The following is an 18810-nucleotide window of genomic DNA, read 5'->3' as shown; positions in this document are numbered from 1 at the left end:
CTACCGCGCCGCGCGTTACAACTGCTTTTCGATATCCTCGACAATCGCCTCGGGCTTGGTCAGCGGCGCATAGCGCTTCACCACGTTGCCGTCGCGGCCGATCAGGAACTTGGTGAAGTTCCATTTGATCGCTTCGAGCCCCAGCAAGCCCGGCGCCTCGCCCGTCAGATAGCGGAACAGCGGATGCGCATTGGCGCCGTTCACATCGATCTTGTCGAACATCGGAAAGGTCACGCCGTAATTCTTTTCGCAGAAACTGCCGATCTGCGTAGCATCACCCGGTTCCTGCTTGCCGAACTGATTGCACGGAAAACCGAGCACCGCGAGGCCGCGCGCTGCGTAAGTGTCATAAACCTTCTGCAGACCCGCGTACTGCGGCGTGAAGCCGCATTCGCTCGCCGTATTGACGATCAGCAAGACCTTGCCCTGATAGCGCTCGAGGCTCACTTCCTCGCCGCCAAGCGTACGTGCGGAAAACGAATAAATCGATGTCATATGCTCTCCCCCTGAAAGCCGTCAGTCTATGCCAAAAGCCGCGCCGGTACAGTCGGCCGAATGGCCGATCCTGGGTCTCCGCCCGGTGTCAGCCCCGGCAGTCTAAAATAGCGTTTTTCTTCAGTCGGCCTCTTCGTGATCCGCTTTAACCAGTTCAGCCTCGCGCGCGGCACCAAGCCGCTCTTCGAAAACACCACGTTCACCCTCAACCCCGGCGAGAAAGCCGGCCTGGTGGGGGCGAACGGCGCGGGCAAGTCGACGCTGTTTGCCGTTCTGCTCGGCGAACTGCACGCCGACGGCGGCGATTTCTCGATCCCGCCGAACTGGCAGATCGCCCACGTGGCGCAGGAAACGCCCGCCGCGGACAAGACCGCCCTCGCCTACACGCTCGACGGCGACGCTGCCCTGCGTGCGATTGAAGCGTGCATCGCCGAAGCCTCCGCCGCGCATGACGGCGCCGCGGAAGGCGAAGCGCACGCCGCGTTCGCGGACGCCGACGGCTACACCGCGCCCGCCCGCGCCGAGGCCTTGCTGCTCGGCCTCGGCTTCACGCTCGAACAAACGCGCGAACCGGTCAGCAGCTTTTCGGGCGGCTGGCGCATGCGGCTGAATCTGGCGCAGGCGCTGATGTGCCGCTCCGACCTGCTGCTGCTCGACGAACCAACCAATCACCTGGATCTCGACGCGATCGTCTGGCTCGAAGACTGGCTGCACCGTTATCCGGGCACGCTGATCGTGATCTCGCACGACCGCGAATTTCTCGATTCTGTCTGCAACGTCACGCTGCATCTGGAGCATCAGCAGATCAAGCGTTATGGCGGCAACTACTCGCAGTTCGAAATCCTGCGCGCGCAACAGATCGCCTTGCAGCAAAGCGCGTATGAGAAACAACAGCGCACGGTCGAACATCTGCAGAGCTACATCAATCGTTTCAAGGCGCAGGCCACCAAGGCACGGCAGGCGCAAAGCCGCGTGAAGGCGCTCGAAAAGATGGAGATGATCGCGCCGGCGCATGCGTCCTCGCCATTCACGTTCGAATTCCGCACGCCCGATTCCGCACCGAATCCGATGATGGTGATGGAAGACGTGCGCTGCGGCTATCGCGGTGAAGATGGCGAAATTCCCATCGTCGACCATGTGATGCTGTCGATCCAGAACGGTCAGCGCATCGGCCTGCTCGGCGCGAACGGTCAGGGCAAATCCACGCTGATCAAGACGCTCGCCGGCACGCTCGAAGCGCTCGGCGGCCATGTGCGCGAAGGCAAAGGCCTGCGCATCGGCTACTTCGCGCAGCATCAGCTCGAAACGCTGCGTCCGGACGACACGCCGCTACAGCATCTGGCGCGTCTCGCACCGGATACGCGCGAACAGGAATTGCGCGACTTCCTCGGCAGTTTCAACTTTTCCGGCGAGATGGCGACCGCGAAAATCGCGCCCTTCTCGGGCGGCGAAAAAGCCCGTTTGGCGCTCGCGCTGATCATCTGGCAAAAGCCGAATCTGTTGTTGCTCGACGAGCCGACCAACCACCTGGATCTCGAAACGCGTCACGCGCTGACCATGGCGCTCGCGCAATTCGAGGGCACGCTGATTCTGGTGTCGCACGACCGGCATCTGCTGCGCGCCACCACCGACGTGTTCATGCTGGTCGCCAAGCATCGTCTGCAAGAGTTCGACGGCGATCTCGACGACTACCGCGACTGGCTGCTGCAACATGCCGCCGACCAGCGCGCGGCGCTCAAGGCGGGCACGGCATCGAACGGTGCGGATAGCACAGACGGCGGCGTCAATCGCAAGGAGCAACGCCGTCTGGAAGCGGAAACGCGTCAGAAGCTCGCGCACCTGAAAAAGCCGCTGCAAAGCCGCATCACGAAGATCGAAAAGGAAATGGACGCGCTCAACGCGGAAAAGGCGACGCTAGATGCGTTCGTCGTCGATCCGGCCAGTTACGAGCCCGAGCAGAAGAGCAAACTGACGGAGGCGATCCGCCGTCAGGCAGATGTGAACGCGCGCCTCGAAACGCTCGAAGCCGAATGGCTCGAGACTCATGAGGAACTCGAACAAATCGGCTAGCGGCAGGCTGTTCGCGGTCCGCGCCGGCATCGATCGGAGGTAGCCCTTGTCACCCGTGAGCTCGTCTGCGTCCACATCTGCGTCTTCAACTGAGTCGTCATCTGCTGCTTCAGCCGCGCCATCGGTTGCGCCGTCATCCGCGGCAGCACCTGCTCCGCTGCAAGGGCTGCGCGTGCTGGACCTGACGCGCCTGCTGCCGGGTCCGGTCGCCGCGTTGCGGCTAGCGGAACTCGGCGCCGACGTGCTGAAGATCGAAGCGCCCGGCGCAGGCGACCCCACCCGCACGATGATGCAGTCGTCCGGCGACCGCGTGGCAGGCCGCCCCGGCGCGTTTTACCGGCTGGTGAATCGCGGCAAGCGCGAGACGCGCCTCGACCTCAAATCGGATGCGGGACGCAATGTCTTGCGCGCGCTGGCGGCCGAAGCGGATGTGCTGATCGAAAGTTTCCGGCCCGGCGTGATGGAGCGCCTCGGCGTCGGCTACGAAACCCTGCGCGCGCTCAATCCGAGGCTGGTGTACTGCGCGATCAGCGGTTACGGCGCCAGCGGTCCGTTTGTCGACCATGCCGGTCACGATCTGAACTACATCGGCTACGCGGGCGTGCTCGATCAGTTGGCGAGCCGCGACGGCACACCGATCCTGCCGAATTTCCAGATTGCCGACCTGCTTGGCGGCGCGTTGAGCGCGGTGACGCAGATTCTCGCCGCGCTATGGCATGTGTCGCGTGGCGGCGAAGGCCGCTTCGTCGACGTATCGATGACGCACGCCACCTATGCGCACAACGTCGTCGCGCAAGTGGCGCTCGCCAATGAGGGCGCCGCGCCTGCGGCCGGCGCCAGTCTGCTGAACGGCGGCGTGCCCTGCTACAACCTGTATCGGACGCTCGACAATCGCTGGCTCGCGGTCGGCGCGCTCGAGCTGAAATTCTGGGAAACGCTGTGCATGGCGCTGGACCGGCCCGAATGGGCGACGCGGCACTGGAGCCTCGGCCAGGCAATCGGCGGCCCGGACGCCGCCGCGCTGACGCAGGAGTTGGCCGAGCTGATCGTCAAGCGGCCGCTGGAGGAATGGGTGTTGCTGCTGGAATCGCTGGACTGCTGCGTCTCGCCGGTGCTGACGCCGGCGGAAGCCGCGCAGCATCCGCTGTTCAACCGCGAGGCGTACGCGGCGATGACCGAAGGCCAGAACGGTTAAGCGCTACCCCGCCGTGCAAAACCTCAGCGCCGCACCGCCGTTTGACGCGGCAAAACCTGGCGCGGCGTTTTTTCGTCGTCGTACAGGACATGCTTGCGGCCTTCCACGTGACGGTTGATCGTTGCGCGCACTTCGGCGGCGGTAACATCTTCGGCCACCACCCGGCGCGAAATCTGCCCGGTCGTGTCGATCCACTCGACAATCCGGCAGGCACCACCCCAAGGCTGGCGAATCGGCTCGGAGACGCGGCAGCCGCGCACCTGCATGGGCCGCTCGGCCGTGGTTTCGTATGACTGTTTCAAGGCGCGATCCTTTTTCGGGCATCAGAAGGGATGCAATACCCTGCCAGCTTAGGAAAAAGGAATGTCGGGTAGGTTACAGCCAATATGGAGATATTTACTGGCCATTACGGACGGACAGGCGCCCGCAGGCGCCGGAACCCCGTCTAGTCAAGCGTGCGGACCCGATCGATGGCCTGTTCGATCCGTTCCACCGCAACAACTTGTAAGCCTTCAATCGGCTGTTTCGGTGCATTGGCCTTCGGAATGACCGCGACCGAAAAGCCCAGTTTGGCCGCTTCCTTAAGACGATCCTGACCGCGCGGCGACGGCCGGATTTCGCCGGCGAGGCCCACTTCGCCGAATACGACCAGCCCCTTGGGCAGCGGCTTGTTGCGCATCGAAGAATGAATCGCGAGCAGCACGGCGAGGTCGGCGGCGGGCTCGGTGATCTTGACGCCGCCCACCGCGTTCAGGAACACGTCCTGGTCGAAACAGGCGATGCCGGCGTGCCGGTGCAGCACCGCCAGCAACATCGCGAGGCGGTTCTGTTCCAGCCCCACCGCCAGGCGCCGCGGATTCGGCGCGTTGGCCGCATCCACCAGCGCCTGCACTTCGACCAGCAGTGGCCGCGTGCCTTCCTGCGTCACCAGCACGCACGACCCCGGCACGGATTGCTCGTGCTGCGACAGAAACAACGCCGACGGATTGGCCACGCCGCGCAGACCGCGCTCGGTCATCGCGAACACGCCCAGTTCGTTGACCGCGCCGAAGCGGTTCTTGATCGCCCGCACCAACCGGAACGACGAATGCGTGTCGCCCTCGAAGTACAGCACCGTATCGACGATGTGCTCGAGCACGCGCGGCCCGGCGAGCGCACCTTCCTTGGTCACGTGGCCGACCATGATGATCGTGGTGCCCGACTGTTTGGCGATGCGCGTCAATTGCGCCGCGCACTCGCGCACCTGCGCGACCGAACCCGGCGCTGAGGTCAGCGCGTCGGAATAAACGGTTTGAATCGAGTCGATCACCGCGACGTCCGGCCGCTGCTCGGCGATGGTTGCCTGAATTTTCTCGAGCTGGATTTCCGCCAGCAGTTGCAGCTCGCTCGCCTTCGAGCCGGGCTCCAGCAACGAAAGTCGTTGCGCACGCAACGCAATCTGCGCGGCCGATTCTTCGCCGCTGATATAAAGCGCGCGTTTGTCCGCTGCAATTTCCGCGAGCGACTGCAGCAGCAGCGTCGATTTGCCGATACCCGGATCGCCGCCGATCAGCACCACGCCGCCCGGCACGAGACCGCCGCCCAGCACACGGTCGAACTCGCTGACGCCGGTCGAAAAGCGCGGCACGTCGGACGCGTCGATATCGGCGAGACGCCGCACCGGCGCGCTCTTCGCGAGCGACTGGAAGCGATGCGTGGACGGCGCCTCCGCGACCGATTCCACCAGCGTGTTCCACGCGTTGCATGACGGGCACTGCCCGGCCCACTTCGGCGACTGCCCGCCACATTCACTGCAGATGTACAACGTCTTCTGTTTAGCCACGCGCCCTTGCCTGTGTTGCTGTTCTTTGGATTGATGCGCTCGCTGGGGTCCTCGCTGAGCAGCTCCAGCTCGCCGGGGACCTCACTGCGACCGTCTTTGGGATTGTCTTTGCAGCGTCATTGAGACCGCCAGCACGGCTGGCCAGCATGCCAGCACGGCGGCCCGCACGTCAGTGCCGCCTTACTCCGCGCGCACCGGCACGCGCGGCGCCACCGCGCACATCAGCTCGTAGCCGATCGTCCCGCACGCCTGGGCAACGTCGTCGATCGGTAGTGACGTGCCCCACAGCTCGACGCGCGAGCCGACGTTGGCGGTCGGGATTGGCGTCAGGTCGACAGTCAACATGTCCATCGACACCCGTCCGACGATCCGCGTACGCACGCCGTCGACGATCACCGGCGTGCCTTCCGGCGCGACCCGCGGATAACCGTCCGCGTAACCGCAGGCCACCACACCGATGCGCATCGCGCCGCGCGCCTTGAACGCCGAACCATAACCGACCGTATGACCTTCGGCGAGCGTCTGCACGGCGATCAGTTCGGAGGCGAGCGTCATGGCCGGTTGCAGGCCAGTGCCGGCGATCGCGGCCGTCACGCCCGAGGGCGACGCGCCGTACATGATGATGCCCGGGCGGACCCAGTCGAAGTGGGCTTCGGGATGCCACAACGTGGCCGCCGAATTCGACAGGCTGCGCGCGCCGGCAATGCCTTGCGCGCCGCGCTCGAACGCTTCGAGCTGATGGGCGACGCCGCGTTCGCCGTCCGCGTCCGAGAAATGGGTCATCAACGTGATCTGGCCGACGCCCTGGCAGGCCCGCGCGCGCTCCCACGCGGAGCGGAATTTTTCCACCGTGTAACCGAGGCGGTTCATGCCGGTGTTCATCTTGAGCTGGATATTGACGGGCTTGGACAGGCGCGCCATTTCGAGCATGCGTAGCTGTTCGTCCGAGTGCAGCGCCGTGGTCAGGCTGTAGCGGTCGATCACGTCGATATCGGTCGGACGAAAAAAGCCTTCGAGCAGCAGAATCGGGCCGGCCCAGCCCAATTCACGCAACTTCACCGCTTCTTCGAGGTCGAGAAGACCAAAGCCGTCGGTTGCGCGCAAGCCGGGAAAAGCACGCGCGAGGCCGTGCCCATAGGCGTTTGCCTTAACCACGGCCCAGATCTTGGATTTTGGTGCGTAGCGCCGGGCGACGGCGAGGTTATTGGCGAGTGCGGCAGTGTGAATCGTGGCTGAGAGGGGGCGCGGCATGGGTAATTTTCGTAAAGACGCTTGCGAATCAGGAGCTTACAGGGCGTTTTCAGTGCTCGGCAGCCCGCTGGGCGGTGCGATCAAGGATTCTGCTAGTCCGAATCCAGCTATTTTCATGATATAAAGCCGTGCGCACAACCCATTTCGAACGGTATAAGCCCGGACGCTTTGCACACGGCCGGGGCGGACAGACCGCAGCGAGGACAGCATCGCATCAGATGAAAAAAGGTTTTTACACCATCATGGCCGCGCAGTTTTTTTCGTCGCTGGCCGACAATGCGCTTCTGATCGCTGCTATCGCACTGCTGAAAGATCTTCACGCCCCGAACTGGATGACGCCGCTGCTCAAGTTGTTCTTTGTGCTGTCGTACGTCGTTCTGGCCGCCTTCGTGGGTGCCTTCGCCGACTCCCGTCCAAAGGGACAGGTGATGTTCGTCACCAATACCATCAAAGTAGTCGGTTGCATCACGATGCTGGTGGGCGCGCATCCGTTGCTCGCCTATGGCATCGTCGGCTTTGGCGCGGCGGCCTACTCGCCGGCCAAGTACGGGATTCTCACCGAACTGCTGCCGCCTGAGCGGCTGGTCGCCGCGAACGGCTGGATCGAAGGCACCACGGTCGGTTCGATCATTCTCGGCACCGTGCTTGGCGGCGCGCTCATCAGCCCGCACATTGCCGCACCGATCCTCAGGCACCACATCCCCACGGTCAACACGCCCGCTGAAGCGGCGATGCTGGTGATCATGGCCATCTACGTGATCGCGGCGCTCTTCAATCTGCGCATTCCCGACACCGGCGCGCGCTATCCGAAACAGGAACGCGGGCCGATCAAGCTGGTCACCGATTTCGCCGACTGCTTTCTCGTGCTGTGGCGCGACAAGCTCGGCCAGATCTCGCTCGCCGTCACCACGCTTTTTTGGGGCGCCGGCGCGACGCTGCAATTCATCGTGCTGAAGTGGGCCGAGGTGTCGCTGAACATGTCGCTTTCGGAAGCCGCGATTCTGCAGGCGGTGGTTGCAGTGGGTGTGGCGGTCGGTGCGATTTACGCAGCCTCGCGCGTGCCGTTGAGGAAGTCGCTGTCGGTGCTTCCGGTCGGCATCATGATGGGCATCGCTGTCATGCTGATGGCCTTCTATACACGCGATCTCTTCCCCACGCATTGGGGCCTGTATTTCGGCCGCGTGCATGTGCCGGGCTATCTGATAGTCGCGTATATCTTCCTGATGGTCGTCGGCGGCCTGTCGGGCTTTTTCGTCGTACCGATGAATGCGTTGCTCCAGCATCGTGGCCACGTGCTGCTGTCGGCGGGGCACTCGATCGCCGTGCAGAACTTCAACGAAAATCTCTCGGTGCTCGTGATGCTGTGCCTGTACGCCGTGCTGGTGTGGCTCGACGTGCCGGTCACGGCGGTGATCGTGCTATTCGGCACCTTCGTCTGCGTGATGATGTGGTTCGTGATGCGCCGCCACCAGGCGAATCAGCGCGCGTTCGACTCGGTTGCGCTGATCGGCGAAGTCAAGCACTGACCCGCGGCGGGCACTGTTCTTAGTAGTGCCCGCGCCTTCCCCCTTTCCTCGCTTTGCCATGACTCAACCCATTCCCAATGTGCTGACGATCGCCGGTTCCGATTCCGGCGGCGGCGCCGGCATTCAAGCCGATCTGAAGGCTTTCTCGGCGCTCGGCGCTTACGGCGCAAGCGTGATCACCGCGCTCACCGCGCAGAACACGCGTGGCGTCACGGCGATTCATGCGCCGGAGCCCGCCTTCATTACCGCGCAACTCGATGCGGTGTTCGACGACATCCGTATCGATGCCGTGAAGATCGGCATGCTGGCGAATGCAGGCATCGCGCGTGCGGTCGCCGATGCGTTGCGGCGGCACAAGCCGAAGCACGTCGTGCTCGACACCGTGATGATTTCGAAGAGCAATCACGCGCTGCTGCTGCCGGATGCGGTCGCTGCGGTGCGCGACGAGTTGCTGCCGCTCGCCGATCTGCTGACGCCGAATCTGCCGGAAGCCGCGGCCCTGCTAGGCGTGCAAGCTGCCACCGACGAAGCCGGCATGGTCGAACAAGGCGAAGCGTTGCGTGCGCTTGGCGCGCGGGCGGTGCTGATGAAGGGCGGCCATTTGAGCGCGGCGGACAGTCCGGACTGGCTCGTAGAGGACAGCGGCACGCTGCGCCTGGGCGGCCCGCGCGTGCCGGTGAAGAATACGCATGGGACGGGCTGCACGTTGTCGTCGGCGATTGCTGCACTGATTCCGCAGCGCGCCGATCTGGCGAGCGCGGTCGCCGACGCCAAGCTCTATCTGACCGGCGCGTTGCAGGCGAGCGACCGGCTGGACGTCGGTAGCGGCGTCGGGCCGGTTCATCATTTTTATCGGTGGTGGTGAGGGGTTGAGACAGGGGCGCGCATGGCTATGCTACTTCCGCGCGTAGATCTGCGCCTGTTCTGGCCAATCGTCCGGCACGATGAAGCCGCGCGAAAGTTCTGCAACCGTGCCCACGCCGTCGCTGGCGAACGCCGCGACCATCGTTGGTCCATGCTGATGTGATGTCTGTTCAGCAAGCATCTGTTGAGCGACGAAAGCAAACCCTGCGGCCTGGGCTTCACTCTCTTTATGCCGCCGCGGCGCGAGCCATTCCAACCGTGGCAACACACGCCACATTTGCGCATGCGCCTCGGCAAAGTCTGTCCATTCGCTGCGGGTCACCCACCAGCCACGTCCATGCGACGGATCGAGCTCCGCAGGATCGACCGGCGTCTCGCCAGCACGATAGAACAGCCAGCCTTTGATGAACATCTGCGGCGTCCACGGCCCTGCATGACCGACCGATGCGAACTCTTCCCGTGCGCTCAACGGCAGTTGATGATTCAGCACATGCGCGAGCTTCAGATCGAAGCGGTCTTTGAGATTCGGGCCGACGTAGTCGGCCAGGCGCGCCACCGACTGCGTGGTCAACTGCGCACGGCTTTCGCCCGCATGCAGATAGCACTTCACCGCCAGCTCCCAATGCAGACGCGTGCCCTGCTGCTTCTGCACGAGAAAATCGCATTCACCGAGCGTGACGCCCGAGCGTCGCAACGGCACGCCGGCCGCGACCAGCCGCGCCGCCGGTCCATGTTGCAGGAACCATCCGAGCAGCCGTTCGGCGTAGCGGCCAAGACGCGTGATACGCGTCGCGGCGAGATCGCGGTGCAGGTCGGCCGGATCGGCGTCCAGCGCGCGTAACCAGTCGACGGTTGCGTCAGCTTCCTGTTGCGTGTCGAAAGGACTGGCAAGCGCACCTACCGGTGGTTGCGCGCGCAACAAATCGGCGCTCAGCAGCAGCCACGCGAGATCGCGCACGGCCGGTTCGCGCAATGTATCGAGCAGGTTCCCGAGGACCGCCGCGGATGTGCCGGGTGCGGGTGCGGCGGCGAAGCGCGCCGCCGGTCCGTTCGCGTCCGTCACTTTGCCGCGTTGGACGGCACGCCGCCCGCCGCGAGCCACGTGTCGCGCGCGAGGCACAGGTCCGCCCAAGCCTTCGCCTTGTCGGGCAGGCTGCGCAGCAGGTACGCAGGGTGATAGGTGACGATGACCGGCACGCCTTCGTATTCGTGCACGCGGCCGCGCAGCGACGAAATGCTCGCTTCGGTCCTGAGCAGACTTTGGGCGGCGAAACGGCCGAGCGCGACGATCACTTTCGGCTTGACCAGCGCGACCTGGCGTTGCAAGTAAGGCTCGCAACGCGCGACTTCGTCCGGCTCGGGATTGCGGTTACCCGGCGGGCGGCACTTGATTACGTTGGCGATATAGACGTTGCTGTCGCGCGCGAGCGTCAGCGAACGCAGCATATTGTCGAGCAGCTTGCCCGCCTGGCCGACGAACGGCTCGCCCAGGCGATCCTCGTTCTCACCCGGCGCTTCGCCGATCAGCATCCAGTCGGCGTTGCGATCGCCGACGCCGAATACCGTGTTCGTGCGTTTCTCGCACAGGCGGCAGCGTTCACACGCGGCGACCTGCTGGCTCAACGCGTCCCAGTCGAGCGTCTGGATCGATGAGGGCTCGGGCGCCTCGCGGCGCGCTTCAACGGGAGCGTGGGCCGGCTGATCGTCGAACCATGCGAAATCGTCGTCGGGTGGAGCGTCGAACGCCGGCGGCTCGGGTGTACGAGCCTGCTGCGATGGCTGCCGCGCTACGGCCGGCGCCTGCATGCGTCGCTGCGGCTCCTCCGCCGGGGGAGCAAGGCGCTCGCCTTGTCGAGCTTCGCCGGTTCGCATCGCGGGCTGCGCAGCGTCCCAGCCATCCTGAGCGAGCGTGGACGACGATGGTTCACCCCCCGCCATCCGCGAATCGTCGCGACGCGCTATCTGGTCCGCCGACCCAGCACCGCCCTGCTCGGCACCGGCTTCGACTGCGGGTTCCTGCGCCGCCGACATCCCGCGACGCACCCACAGCGGCGCGAGCCCGAACTCTTCCAGTACCGATTCATGCAGCGCCATCTGCGCCCTCCGTGGCAAACGAGAAACGCATCACGATGGCGTCCTCCCGGCTGCGATGCCGCGCCGGATAATAGTTTTTGCGCCGGCCGATCGACGCAAAGCCGAAGCGCTCGTAAAGCCGGATCGCCCGGTGATTCGAGGGCCGCACTTCGAGCAACAGCCCGTCGAGTTTTTCGGCGCGCGTAACGCGCACCGCCTCACGCAGCAGCGCGAGCCCGGCGCCGGCACCTTGCGCGGCGGGCGTCACGCACAAATTGAGCAGATGCATTTCATCGACCACCGGCATCAGCACGCAATAGCCGATCAGCGAGCCGGTTACGTGACGCATGCAGATGCCGAAGTAGCCGTTGCGCAGCGAGTCGCCGAAATTGCCGCGACTCCAGGGGAATTCGTAGGCAATCTTTTCGATGGCAGCGACCTCGTCCAGATCGGCTTCGGTCATCGGCGACATATAACGGTCCGCCAGCAACACCCCGCTCATTGCCGGCCCTCACCTTGATCCGCTTCATGCGCCACCCTCGCAGCTTGCTCGGCCTTGGCGGCTTTTTCAGCGACGCGTTCCGCCGTAGTCTGGGCAACCTTGTCGCGAATGTATTCCGGCGCGGCCTGATCCGCGGGCACGGTGCGGCCGGCGCGAAACGCGCGCAACGCCGCGTGCGCGAGCGGCACAGCATGCGGCAGTGCTTCGCCGTCGACGGTTCGCGCAGCCGCGACAGCGGGCAGCCGCGCGCCGAAGGCCGCAGCAGCATTGCCCGCCAGGGTGAAGGGGACGTCGGGCAACACGAGCCGTTCCGGCGCGTCGAGCGAAGCCGCCTGTAGCGTGCGCCATTCGCCAAGGGCGGCGTCCCAGGCGTAGTCGGCCCAATAGATTTCGTCCATCCGGGCGTCGAGCGCGGCGAGCACGCGGGTCGCCGACGGATCGCGCAGCCTTGCGCTTTCCGCGCAGGCCAGCAGCGTGCTGACCGGCACGACCGGCAGGTTCAGGCCGAATGCGAGGCCCTGAGCAACGCCGGTCGCGGTGCGAAGACCTGTGAATGAGCCGGGGCCGGAGCCGAAAGCAATGGCGTGGCAGTCCGCCAGTTTCAGGCCGGCTTCGTCGAAAAGTTCGCGAATGGCGGGCAAGAGGCGCGTGCTGGAGACTGCGCCGGTTTGCTCGTGGCGCATCCAGATCCGTGGTTCGGCGTTGCCTTGGTCCGCTGTCTGGCTCGCCGCGCCGCCGACGGCGGACAGGAGCGCTACCGAGCAGAATTCGGTCGAGGTATCGAGAGCAAGAAGCACAGTTTGAGTCATGGACCGTATTGTAATCGGCACGGCGCGTGCAGATGCGGTTTTGGGTGTGCCTGCCGGGCGGGCAAGAATGTTTGGAATAAGCCCTCGGCCCCGCCGCCGCATGCAGTTGCTATGATCATCGGCCCAGCCAGAACCAACCCCGCCAGCCGGGCAAAAACCACCATGACAGACATCAACGCGCAATTCGTCCAGGCTCAGGAAGATGCCAAGCAACTGCCCGAGCGTCCGGGCAACCTTACCCTTCTGCGCCTTTATGCCCTCTACAAACAGGCCATCGACGGCGACGTCCACGGCGACAAACCCGGTTTCACCGATATCGTCGGCAAATACAAGTACGATGCGTGGGCCGCGCTCAAAGGCACCGCGCCGGACGCCGCAAAGCAGCAATACGTCGAACTGATCGAAGCCCTCAAGAGCGGCACCGCCGCCTGAATCTGACCCTGCGGCTAAATCCGCCGTCGGAACGGCAGGCCGCGGCAGCCCCGCGGCCAAGTCCTTAGGTGTAGGCCCAGCGGGCCGACTCCTTAAGCCTATTCGGGCAGCCAAACGAAAGTTTTCCGCCAGGAAACTTCCTAACAGTGGCGCAGTGCAACAAAACCCTATACAATGCTGCCTGCGCTTCACTGCTTTGCCCGGCTTTCCTCTAGCGGCCTTTGCGGCGCAGCGCCTCGTAGCGTTTAGCTCCAATCCAGTTTAGAACCTGTCCCCTCCTGCCTAGCCCCCTACGGGCGATCATGTCCCAGGCTGGCGGCACGCCGTGTTGGCATGTCGCATCCGATACAGCTTCTAACGAAAAGCTCGCCTTCATTGTCGCGAGCTGCCCCCGTTTTTCGATTTGCTCGCTGCTTCTTTGCTCGCTGAATCCGACGACTTGGGTATGCCGATTGGCGCCGACGTTTTAATTCCCTGTGTACCAAGGATTCTCATGACTTCGAGCAATACCCCCAGCAGCCCGTTGAACGCCATCGCCGATCAAGCTCTCGGTTTCGCCGACGCTCCCGCACAAGCCGCAGTTGTTGCCGCTCCGGAAGCTGTCGCCGCAGAAGCCGCAGCGCCGACCGGCCCGTCGTTCGCGTCGCTCGGTCTCTCCGCGGATGTCGTCTCCGCCCTGACCGCCGCTGGTTATCAAAACCCGACTCCGGTTCAGCAACGCGCGATCCCCGCTGGCATCGCCGGCCGCGATCTGATGGTCTCGAGCCCGACCGGTTCGGGCAAGACCGCCGCGTTCATGCTGCCCGCCATCGAACGTTTTTCGCAACTGCAAAAAGCACAAGCCAGCCAGCCGCGTGAACCGCGTCCGGCTGACGGTGCCCGCACGCGCCGTCCGCAACCGGTTGCCCGTCCGACCATGCTGGTTCTGACGCCGACCCGCGAACTCGCGATGCAGGTCACCACCGCCGCTGCCACGTACGGCAAGCACCTCAAGCGTCTGCGCACCGTCAGCATTCTGGGCGGCGTCGCTTACGGTCAACAATTGATGCTGCTGGCAAAGAACCCGGAAATCCTGGTTGCTACGCCGGGCCGTTTGATCGACCACCTGGAACGCGGCCGTATCGATCTGTCGCAACTGCAGATCCTCGTGCTCGACGAAGCCGACCGCATGCTGGACATGGGCTTCATCGAAGACATCGAAACGATCGTCGCCGCTACGCCGGCTTCGCGTCAAACCATGCTGTTCTCGGCTACGCTCGACGGCAAGATCAGCTCGCTGACCGGCCGCCTGCTGAAGGATCCGGAACGCATCGAGATCGTTCAACGCCTCGAACAACGCACCAACATCGCGCAAACCGTCCACTACGTTGACGACCGCGATCACAAGGATCGTCTGCTCGACCATCTGCTGCGCGACGAGGGCCTCGACCAGGCTATCGTCTTCACGGCGACCAAGATGGACGCTGACCAACTGGCTGGCCGTCTGGCAGACGCCGGTTTCGAATCGGCAGCGCTCCACGGCGATCTGCCGCAAGGCGCACGTAACCGCACGATCAAGGCTCTGCGCGAGCGCCGTGTGCGCGTGCTGGTGGCAACGGACGTCGCCGCTCGCGGTATCGACATCCCGGGCATCACGCACGTGTTCAACTACGACCTGCCGAAGTTCGCTGAAGACTACGTGCACCGTATCGGCCGTACCGGCCGTGCTGGCCGCTCGGGTATCGCAGTGAGCCTCGTGCACCATGCGGAACAAGGCGCGCTGAAGCGCATCGAGCGTTTCGTGCGCACCCCGCTGCCGGTCAACGTCGTCGAAGGCTTCGAGCCGCGTAAATCGGCTCCGTCGGGCGGTGGCCGTCCTGGCTTTGGCGGCCGTGGCCGTCCGGGCGGTGGCAACGGCGGTGGCCGTCGCTTCGGTAGCGGCAGCGGCGCAGGCAAGCCGGCTGGTAACGGCGGCGGTTCGCGCAGCGGTAGCGGCAATGGCGGCGGCTGGGCTGGCAAGTCGGCTGGCGGCGGTTCGCGTGAAGGCCGCTTCGGCGGCGGTTCGCGTGACGGTGGCTACGGCGCACGCCGCAGCGACGGCCCGCGTACGGCGCGTCGCGGCAGCTAAGCAGCGACTGCTTGGCAGTCATCAGGCAAGCCTACTTACGTGGCTCGTTTAGCGCGTAAGGCAGCCTGAAAAGACCCGGACGGCCCCGCGCCATCCGTCAGTCGAAAGAAACCGGTGCTCAGGCACCGGTTTTTTTTCGTCCACACTTTGGGCACCGGCGAAATTTCACGATGTGGAAAATTTTTTTGCGTCGTAAAAAATCGTGCTGCAAGGCACAACAGGGCCTATTGCAAGATGGAAAAAGACGTTTCTTAATGCGAAACGCGTGATGCAAGCATTTGATTTTTAACAAAAATAAATATTCGAAAAACGCTCCTTGGCGGCTATTGCGCGGCGATCGATTTGCCTAGACTCTTATATAAGACTTCACGAAACGAAACGCCTCAAACGGCCTGCCGCTTCGACGAAGACCGCAAGTTTCTTGCATGGGACCAGAGTAAGCGCTAAAGCGCCAACTCTGGTCGACAGAGTCACCTATCCATTCATTACAGGCAACCAAGGAGCACACCATGTCGCGCGAACAACAAGCCAAGCAACTCCAACAGCAATGGGAAACCGATCCGCGCTGGAAAGGCGTGAAGCGTACGTACACGGCCGAAGACGTGATCCGTCTGCGCGGCTCGCTGCAAGTGGAGCACACGCTTGCCAAGCGCGGCGCGGAAAAGCTGTGGGAGAGCGTCAACAACGAGCCGTTCGTGAACTCGCTCGGCGCGCTGACCGGCAACCAGGCGATGCAACAGGTCAAGGCCGGCCTGAAGGCGATCTACCTGTCGGGCTGGCAAGTGGCGGGCGATGCGAACGTGGCCGGCGAAATGTACCCGGACCAGTCGCTGTACCCGGCGAACTCGGTGCCGCTCGTCGTCAAGCGCATCAACAACACGCTGACGCGCGCTGACCAGATCCAGTGGTCGGAAGGCAAGAATCCGGGCGACGAAGGCTATATCGACTACTTCGCCCCAATCGTGGCCGACGCGGAAGCCGGTTTCGGCGGCGTGCTGAACGCATTCGAACTGATGAAGGCCATGATCGAAGCAGGCGCCGCAGGCGTGCACTTCGAGGACCAGCTCGCTTCGGTGAAGAAGTGCGGTCACATGGGCGGCAAGGTGCTCGTGCCGACCCGCGAAAACATCGCCAAGCTGACCGCCGCGCGTCTGGCCGCCGACGTCTCGGGCACGTCGACCGTGCTGCTGGCTCGCACCGACGCGGAAGCCGCCGACCTGATCACGTCCGACGTGGATGACAACGACAAGCCGTTCCTGACGGGCGAACGCACGGTGGAAGGTTTCTATCGTACGAAGCCGGGTCTGGAACAGGCTATCTCGCGTGGCCTCGCCTACGCACCGTACGCCGACATGATCTGGTGCGAAACCGGCAAGCCGGACCTCGAGTTCGCGAAGAAATTCGCCGACGCGATCCACAAGGAATTCCCGGATCAACTGCTGTCGTACAACTGCTCGCCGTCGTTCAACTGGAAGAAGAACCTGGACGACGCAACCATCGCCAAGTTCCAGCGCGAACTCGGCGCAATGGGCTACAAGTTCCAGTTCATCACGCTGGCCGGCTTCCACGCGCTGAACTACTCGATGTTCAACCTGGCGCACGGCTATGCCCGCAACCAGATGACCGCCTTCGTCGAAATGCAGCAGGCTGAATTCGCTGCGGCCGAAAAGGGTTTCACCGCGGTCAAGCACCAGCGCGAAGTCGGCACCGGCTACTTCGACGCCGTGACGCAAACGGTCGAGCGCGATGCATCGACGACCGCGCTGCACGGTTCGACGGAAGACGAACAGTTCTTCGACAAGAAGGTCGCTTAAGTACCCTGTGGTCTGATCGCGGGAACGGCAAGGCAGAAAAAAAGCGGCTCCGTTAGAGAGCCGCTGTCAGGGAGGAGCAGCCATCAGGGCCGAAGCACGCCGGTCTGCCCTGATGGCTGGAATCTGGGAGAGATGGCGGTAGTGCAAACAAAGCCAGCACAACGCATTGTGCGGCGAGCATAGGACGCGCCGGCCTCATCGTCGGCGCGTTTTTTTTGCTATGCCGTTTTTTCCCGCGACGGGAATCGCGAGTGCGCACCTCAGCGGTACACGATGACCGGGATCTTCGTATGCGTCAGGACCCGCTGCGTCTCGCTGCCGATCAGCAAACTACCGAGACCGCGCCGCCCATGCGACGCCATGAAAATCACGTCGCAGCCGCCCTGCTCGGCCGCTTCGATGATGCCGAGGTACGGCGCCGGATGCACGCTGGTACGACTGTCGAACGCGACGCCGACGCGGCGCGCGGCCAACTCCACTTCTCTCAGGTGCACCTGCGCTTCACGCTCGCTGCGCTGCAGAAACTCGACCGGCGGCTCGATCACCACGTCGGAGAACGGCGAGTACGGATATTGCGGCAGACACGCGTAGGCAGTAACGCGAGCGCCGACGGCCTGCGCGAGATCGATGGCGCCGTCTATCGCTTTGCGTGACAGGTCTGAACCATCGGTCGGAACCAGGATGTGCCTGAACATGATGCCCTCCGTCGCCGGCTGCATGCAGTGCGGCGTCAGCGTCCCACGAGGCGCGGCTTGAAAGCCGCTTCAATCGATTGTAGGTCGCAGAAACGCGGTCAAGGCCGTCGTGCGGGTCTGTCCGCATATCGGAAACCCGCTGCGCCGGTCCGCGTGGGAGTCGTGTGTGGCGGTTGTGCAGGACGGCATACGGATCGTTGCGCCGGTCGCCGGTCACCGGGCCGCAGCCGCAACTCAGCCGCCCTCGCCCCAGTAATCAGGATGGCCGTACGTATGCTTGAGAAAATCCAGAAACAGCCGGACCCGCAGCGGCAAATGCCGGCGCTGCGGAAAAACCGCATGGATGCCGATCGGCGGCGCGGCGAACTCGTCGAGCACGCTCACCAGCCGGCCGGCCGCGATATCCGTGCCGACCTCCCACCACGAACGCCATGCGAGCCCGTAACCCTCGAGGCACCACTCGTGCAGCACGGCGCCGTCCGAGCATTCCATCGTGCCGGACACCTTGATCGACACGACCTTGTCGCCCTGCTGGAACATCCAGCCGCGCTGCTGGTTGGCGCTCGCGCCGAGCGCGAGGCAGTTGTGATGCGCGAGATCGGCCAGCGTATGCGGCGAACCGCGCCGGCTCAGATACGACGGCGAAGCCACGCACACGCGGCGGTTCTCACCGAGCTTGAGCGACACCAGCGACGAATCCGGCAATTCGCCGAGGCGCACAGCGCAGTCGAAGCCCTCGTTGACGAGATCGACCAACCGGTCGGACAGGTCGAGCGTAATCGACACATCCGGATGCGCGACGGTGAAGGCCGGCACCAGCGGCGCAACATGCCGGCGCCCGAACCCGGCCGGCGCCGACAGCCGCAAATGGCCGCTCGCCTTTACGCCGCCCGCCGACACGCTGGCCTCGGCGTTCTGCATGTCGTGGATGACGCGCTGGCAATCTTCGAGAAAAGCCGAGCCTTCGAAGGTCAGCGTGATCTTGCGCGTGGTACGCACCAGCAGCTTGACGCCGAGACGCTCTTCGAGCGCATCGATACGGCGGCCGATGATCGCGGGTGCGACGCCCTCAGCGAGCGCCGCGGCGGACAAGCTGCCCTTGGCCGCAACGGTAACGAAAGTCTCGATCTGCTTGAAACGATCCATAGGGAGCGG

17 protein-coding genes are annotated in these 18810 nt (G+C 64.0%); 7 read left to right on the top strand and 10 right to left on the bottom strand.

The features are described from left to right. Positions 1-15 precede the first annotated feature (15 nt). Positions 16-495: a glutathione peroxidase gene (locus P3T25_RS02260; RefSeq protein WP_054041016.1), complete on the bottom strand. Its 480-nt coding sequence runs from the start codon at positions 493-495 to the stop codon at positions 16-18. A 135-nt stretch (positions 496-630) separates the two neighbouring features. Between P3T25_RS02260 and P3T25_RS02255 the strand changes: the two genes are divergently transcribed. Together P3T25_RS02255 and P3T25_RS02250 are read left to right on the top strand one after the other, a co-directional pair. Then, a complete protein-coding gene (locus P3T25_RS02255) occupies positions 631-2565 on the top strand; it encodes an ATP-binding cassette domain-containing protein (RefSeq protein ID WP_266257356.1) in 1935 nt (644 codons plus the stop codon). A gap of 157 nt (positions 2566-2722) precedes the next feature. Further along, positions 2723-3760: a CaiB/BaiF CoA transferase family protein gene (locus tag P3T25_RS02250; protein WP_266257381.1), complete on the top strand. Its 1038-nt coding sequence runs from the start codon at positions 2723-2725 to the stop codon at positions 3758-3760. Between the two features lie 23 nt (positions 3761-3783). On the opposite strand, the gene P3T25_RS02245 is transcribed toward P3T25_RS02250, so the two are convergent. From P3T25_RS02245 to alr, 3 genes are all read right to left on the bottom strand, one after another. Next, complete coding sequence (locus P3T25_RS02245; protein ID WP_266257355.1) at positions 3784-4062, bottom strand: DUF2866 domain-containing protein; 279 nt, start codon at positions 4060-4062, stop codon at positions 3784-3786. Positions 4063-4205: 143 nt separating this feature from the next. After that, positions 4206-5582 (bottom strand): DNA repair protein RadA, encoded by a 1377-nt coding sequence (gene radA / locus P3T25_RS02240; protein WP_168436013.1) that lies wholly within the window; start codon positions 5580-5582, stop codon positions 4206-4208. A 180-nt stretch (positions 5583-5762) separates the two neighbouring features. Continuing rightward, entirely contained in the window at positions 5763-6833 is a 1071-nt protein-coding gene (alr, locus tag P3T25_RS02235) for an alanine racemase (RefSeq protein ID WP_154567294.1), read from the bottom strand. A gap of 218 nt (positions 6834-7051) precedes the next feature. Here alr and lplT point away from each other — a divergent pair, with 218 nt between their 5' ends. Together lplT and thiD are read left to right on the top strand one after the other, a co-directional pair. Then, the gene (lplT, locus tag P3T25_RS02230; protein ID WP_154567295.1) at positions 7052-8359 is read left to right on the top strand and encodes a lysophospholipid transporter LplT; all 1308 of its coding nucleotides are present in this window, start codon (positions 7052-7054) and stop codon (positions 8357-8359) included. 58 nt (positions 8360-8417) lie between these two features. Beyond that, on the top strand, positions 8418-9224 hold the full coding sequence (gene thiD / locus P3T25_RS02225) for a bifunctional hydroxymethylpyrimidine kinase/phosphomethylpyrimidine kinase (protein WP_266257353.1): 807 nt from the start codon (positions 8418-8420) through the stop codon (positions 9222-9224). Between the two features lie 30 nt (positions 9225-9254). On the opposite strand, the gene P3T25_RS02220 is transcribed toward thiD, so the two are convergent. From P3T25_RS02220 to tsaB, 4 genes are read right to left on the bottom strand one after another with little or no spacing between them, the layout of a single operon-like run. After that, positions 9255-10286 (bottom strand): DUF1853 family protein, encoded by a 1032-nt coding sequence (locus P3T25_RS02220; RefSeq protein ID WP_266257352.1) that lies wholly within the window; start codon positions 10284-10286, stop codon positions 9255-9257. After that, the gene (locus tag P3T25_RS02215; RefSeq protein WP_266257351.1) at positions 10283-11317 is read right to left on the bottom strand and encodes a uracil-DNA glycosylase; all 1035 of its coding nucleotides are present in this window, start codon (positions 11315-11317) and stop codon (positions 10283-10285) included. Before P3T25_RS02215 ends, P3T25_RS02220 begins: the two co-directional genes overlap by 4 nt. Then, on the bottom strand, positions 11304-11798 hold the full coding sequence (gene rimI / locus P3T25_RS02210; protein WP_154567298.1) for a ribosomal protein S18-alanine N-acetyltransferase: 495 nt from the start codon (positions 11796-11798) through the stop codon (positions 11304-11306). The genes P3T25_RS02215 and rimI overlap by 14 nt, the downstream gene beginning before the upstream one ends. Further along, entirely contained in the window at positions 11795-12607 is an 813-nt protein-coding gene (tsaB, locus tag P3T25_RS02205; protein WP_266257350.1) for a tRNA (adenosine(37)-N6)-threonylcarbamoyltransferase complex dimerization subunit type 1 TsaB, read from the bottom strand. The genes rimI and tsaB overlap by 4 nt, the downstream gene beginning before the upstream one ends. Before the next feature lie 162 nt (positions 12608-12769). Here tsaB and P3T25_RS02200 point away from each other — a divergent pair, with 162 nt between their 5' ends. The 3 genes from P3T25_RS02200 to aceA all read left to right on the top strand — a co-directional run bounded on the left by P3T25_RS02200 (position 12770) and on the right by aceA (position 16960). Further along, positions 12770-13039 (top strand): acyl-CoA-binding protein, encoded by a 270-nt coding sequence (locus P3T25_RS02200; protein ID WP_054041059.1) that lies wholly within the window; start codon positions 12770-12772, stop codon positions 13037-13039. Between the two features lie 493 nt (positions 13040-13532). After that, positions 13533-15146, top strand: a complete 1614-nt coding sequence (locus P3T25_RS02195) for a DEAD/DEAH box helicase (protein ID WP_429357366.1) — start codon at positions 13533-13535, stop codon at positions 15144-15146. A 509-nt stretch (positions 15147-15655) separates the two neighbouring features. Beyond that, on the top strand, positions 15656-16960 hold the full coding sequence (gene aceA, locus P3T25_RS02190; protein ID WP_054041024.1) for an isocitrate lyase: 1305 nt from the start codon (positions 15656-15658) through the stop codon (positions 16958-16960). 260 nt (positions 16961-17220) lie between these two features. On the opposite strand, the gene P3T25_RS02185 is transcribed toward aceA, so the two are convergent. Together P3T25_RS02185 and P3T25_RS02180 are read right to left on the bottom strand one after the other, a co-directional pair. Beyond that, entirely contained in the window at positions 17221-17655 is a 435-nt protein-coding gene (locus P3T25_RS02185) for a universal stress protein (RefSeq protein ID WP_097389632.1), read from the bottom strand. Between the two features lie 234 nt (positions 17656-17889). Beyond that, positions 17890-18801, bottom strand: a complete 912-nt coding sequence (locus P3T25_RS02180; RefSeq protein WP_093633358.1) for a LysR family transcriptional regulator — start codon at positions 18799-18801, stop codon at positions 17890-17892. Between the last annotated feature and the right edge of the window lie 9 nt (positions 18802-18810).

The sequence above is a fragment of the Paraburkholderia sp. GAS32 genome, assembly GCF_050434225.1.
Lineage (GTDB): Bacteria > Pseudomonadota > Gammaproteobacteria > Burkholderiales > Burkholderiaceae > Paraburkholderia > Paraburkholderia madseniana.
This window is presented reverse-complemented; position numbering and strand designations above follow the sequence as displayed.

Bases quoted from the DNA above. Each gene is read 5' to 3' on its own strand.
- P3T25_RS02260 (WP_054041016.1), bottom strand. From the start codon at position 495: ATGACATCGATTTATTCGTTTTCCGCACGTACGCTTGGCGGCGAGGAA.
- thiD (WP_266257353.1), top strand. From the start codon at position 8,418: ATGACTCAACCCATTCCCAATGTGCTGACGATCGCCGGTTCCGATTCC.
- lplT (WP_154567295.1), top strand. From the start codon at position 7,052: ATGAAAAAAGGTTTTTACACCATCATGGCCGCGCAGTTTTTTTCGTCG.
- P3T25_RS02195 (WP_429357366.1), top strand. From the start codon at position 13,533: ATGACTTCGAGCAATACCCCCAGCAGCCCGTTGAACGCCATCGCCGAT.
- tsaB (WP_266257350.1), bottom strand. From the start codon at position 12,607: ATGACTCAAACTGTGCTTCTTGCTCTCGATACCTCGACCGAATTCTGC.
- P3T25_RS02180 (WP_093633358.1), bottom strand. From the start codon at position 18,801: ATGGATCGTTTCAAGCAGATCGAGACTTTCGTTACCGTTGCGGCCAAG.
- aceA (WP_054041024.1), top strand. From the start codon at position 15,656: ATGTCGCGCGAACAACAAGCCAAGCAACTCCAACAGCAATGGGAAACC.
- alr (WP_154567294.1), bottom strand. From the start codon at position 6,833: ATGCCGCGCCCCCTCTCAGCCACGATTCACACTGCCGCACTCGCCAAT.
- P3T25_RS02185 (WP_097389632.1), bottom strand. From the start codon at position 17,655: ATGTTCAGGCACATCCTGGTTCCGACCGATGGTTCAGACCTGTCACGC.
- rimI (WP_154567298.1), bottom strand. From the start codon at position 11,798: ATGAGCGGGGTGTTGCTGGCGGACCGTTATATGTCGCCGATGACCGAA.
- P3T25_RS02200 (WP_054041059.1), top strand. From the start codon at position 12,770: ATGACAGACATCAACGCGCAATTCGTCCAGGCTCAGGAAGATGCCAAG.
- P3T25_RS02215 (WP_266257351.1), bottom strand. From the start codon at position 11,317: ATGGCGCTGCATGAATCGGTACTGGAAGAGTTCGGGCTCGCGCCGCTG.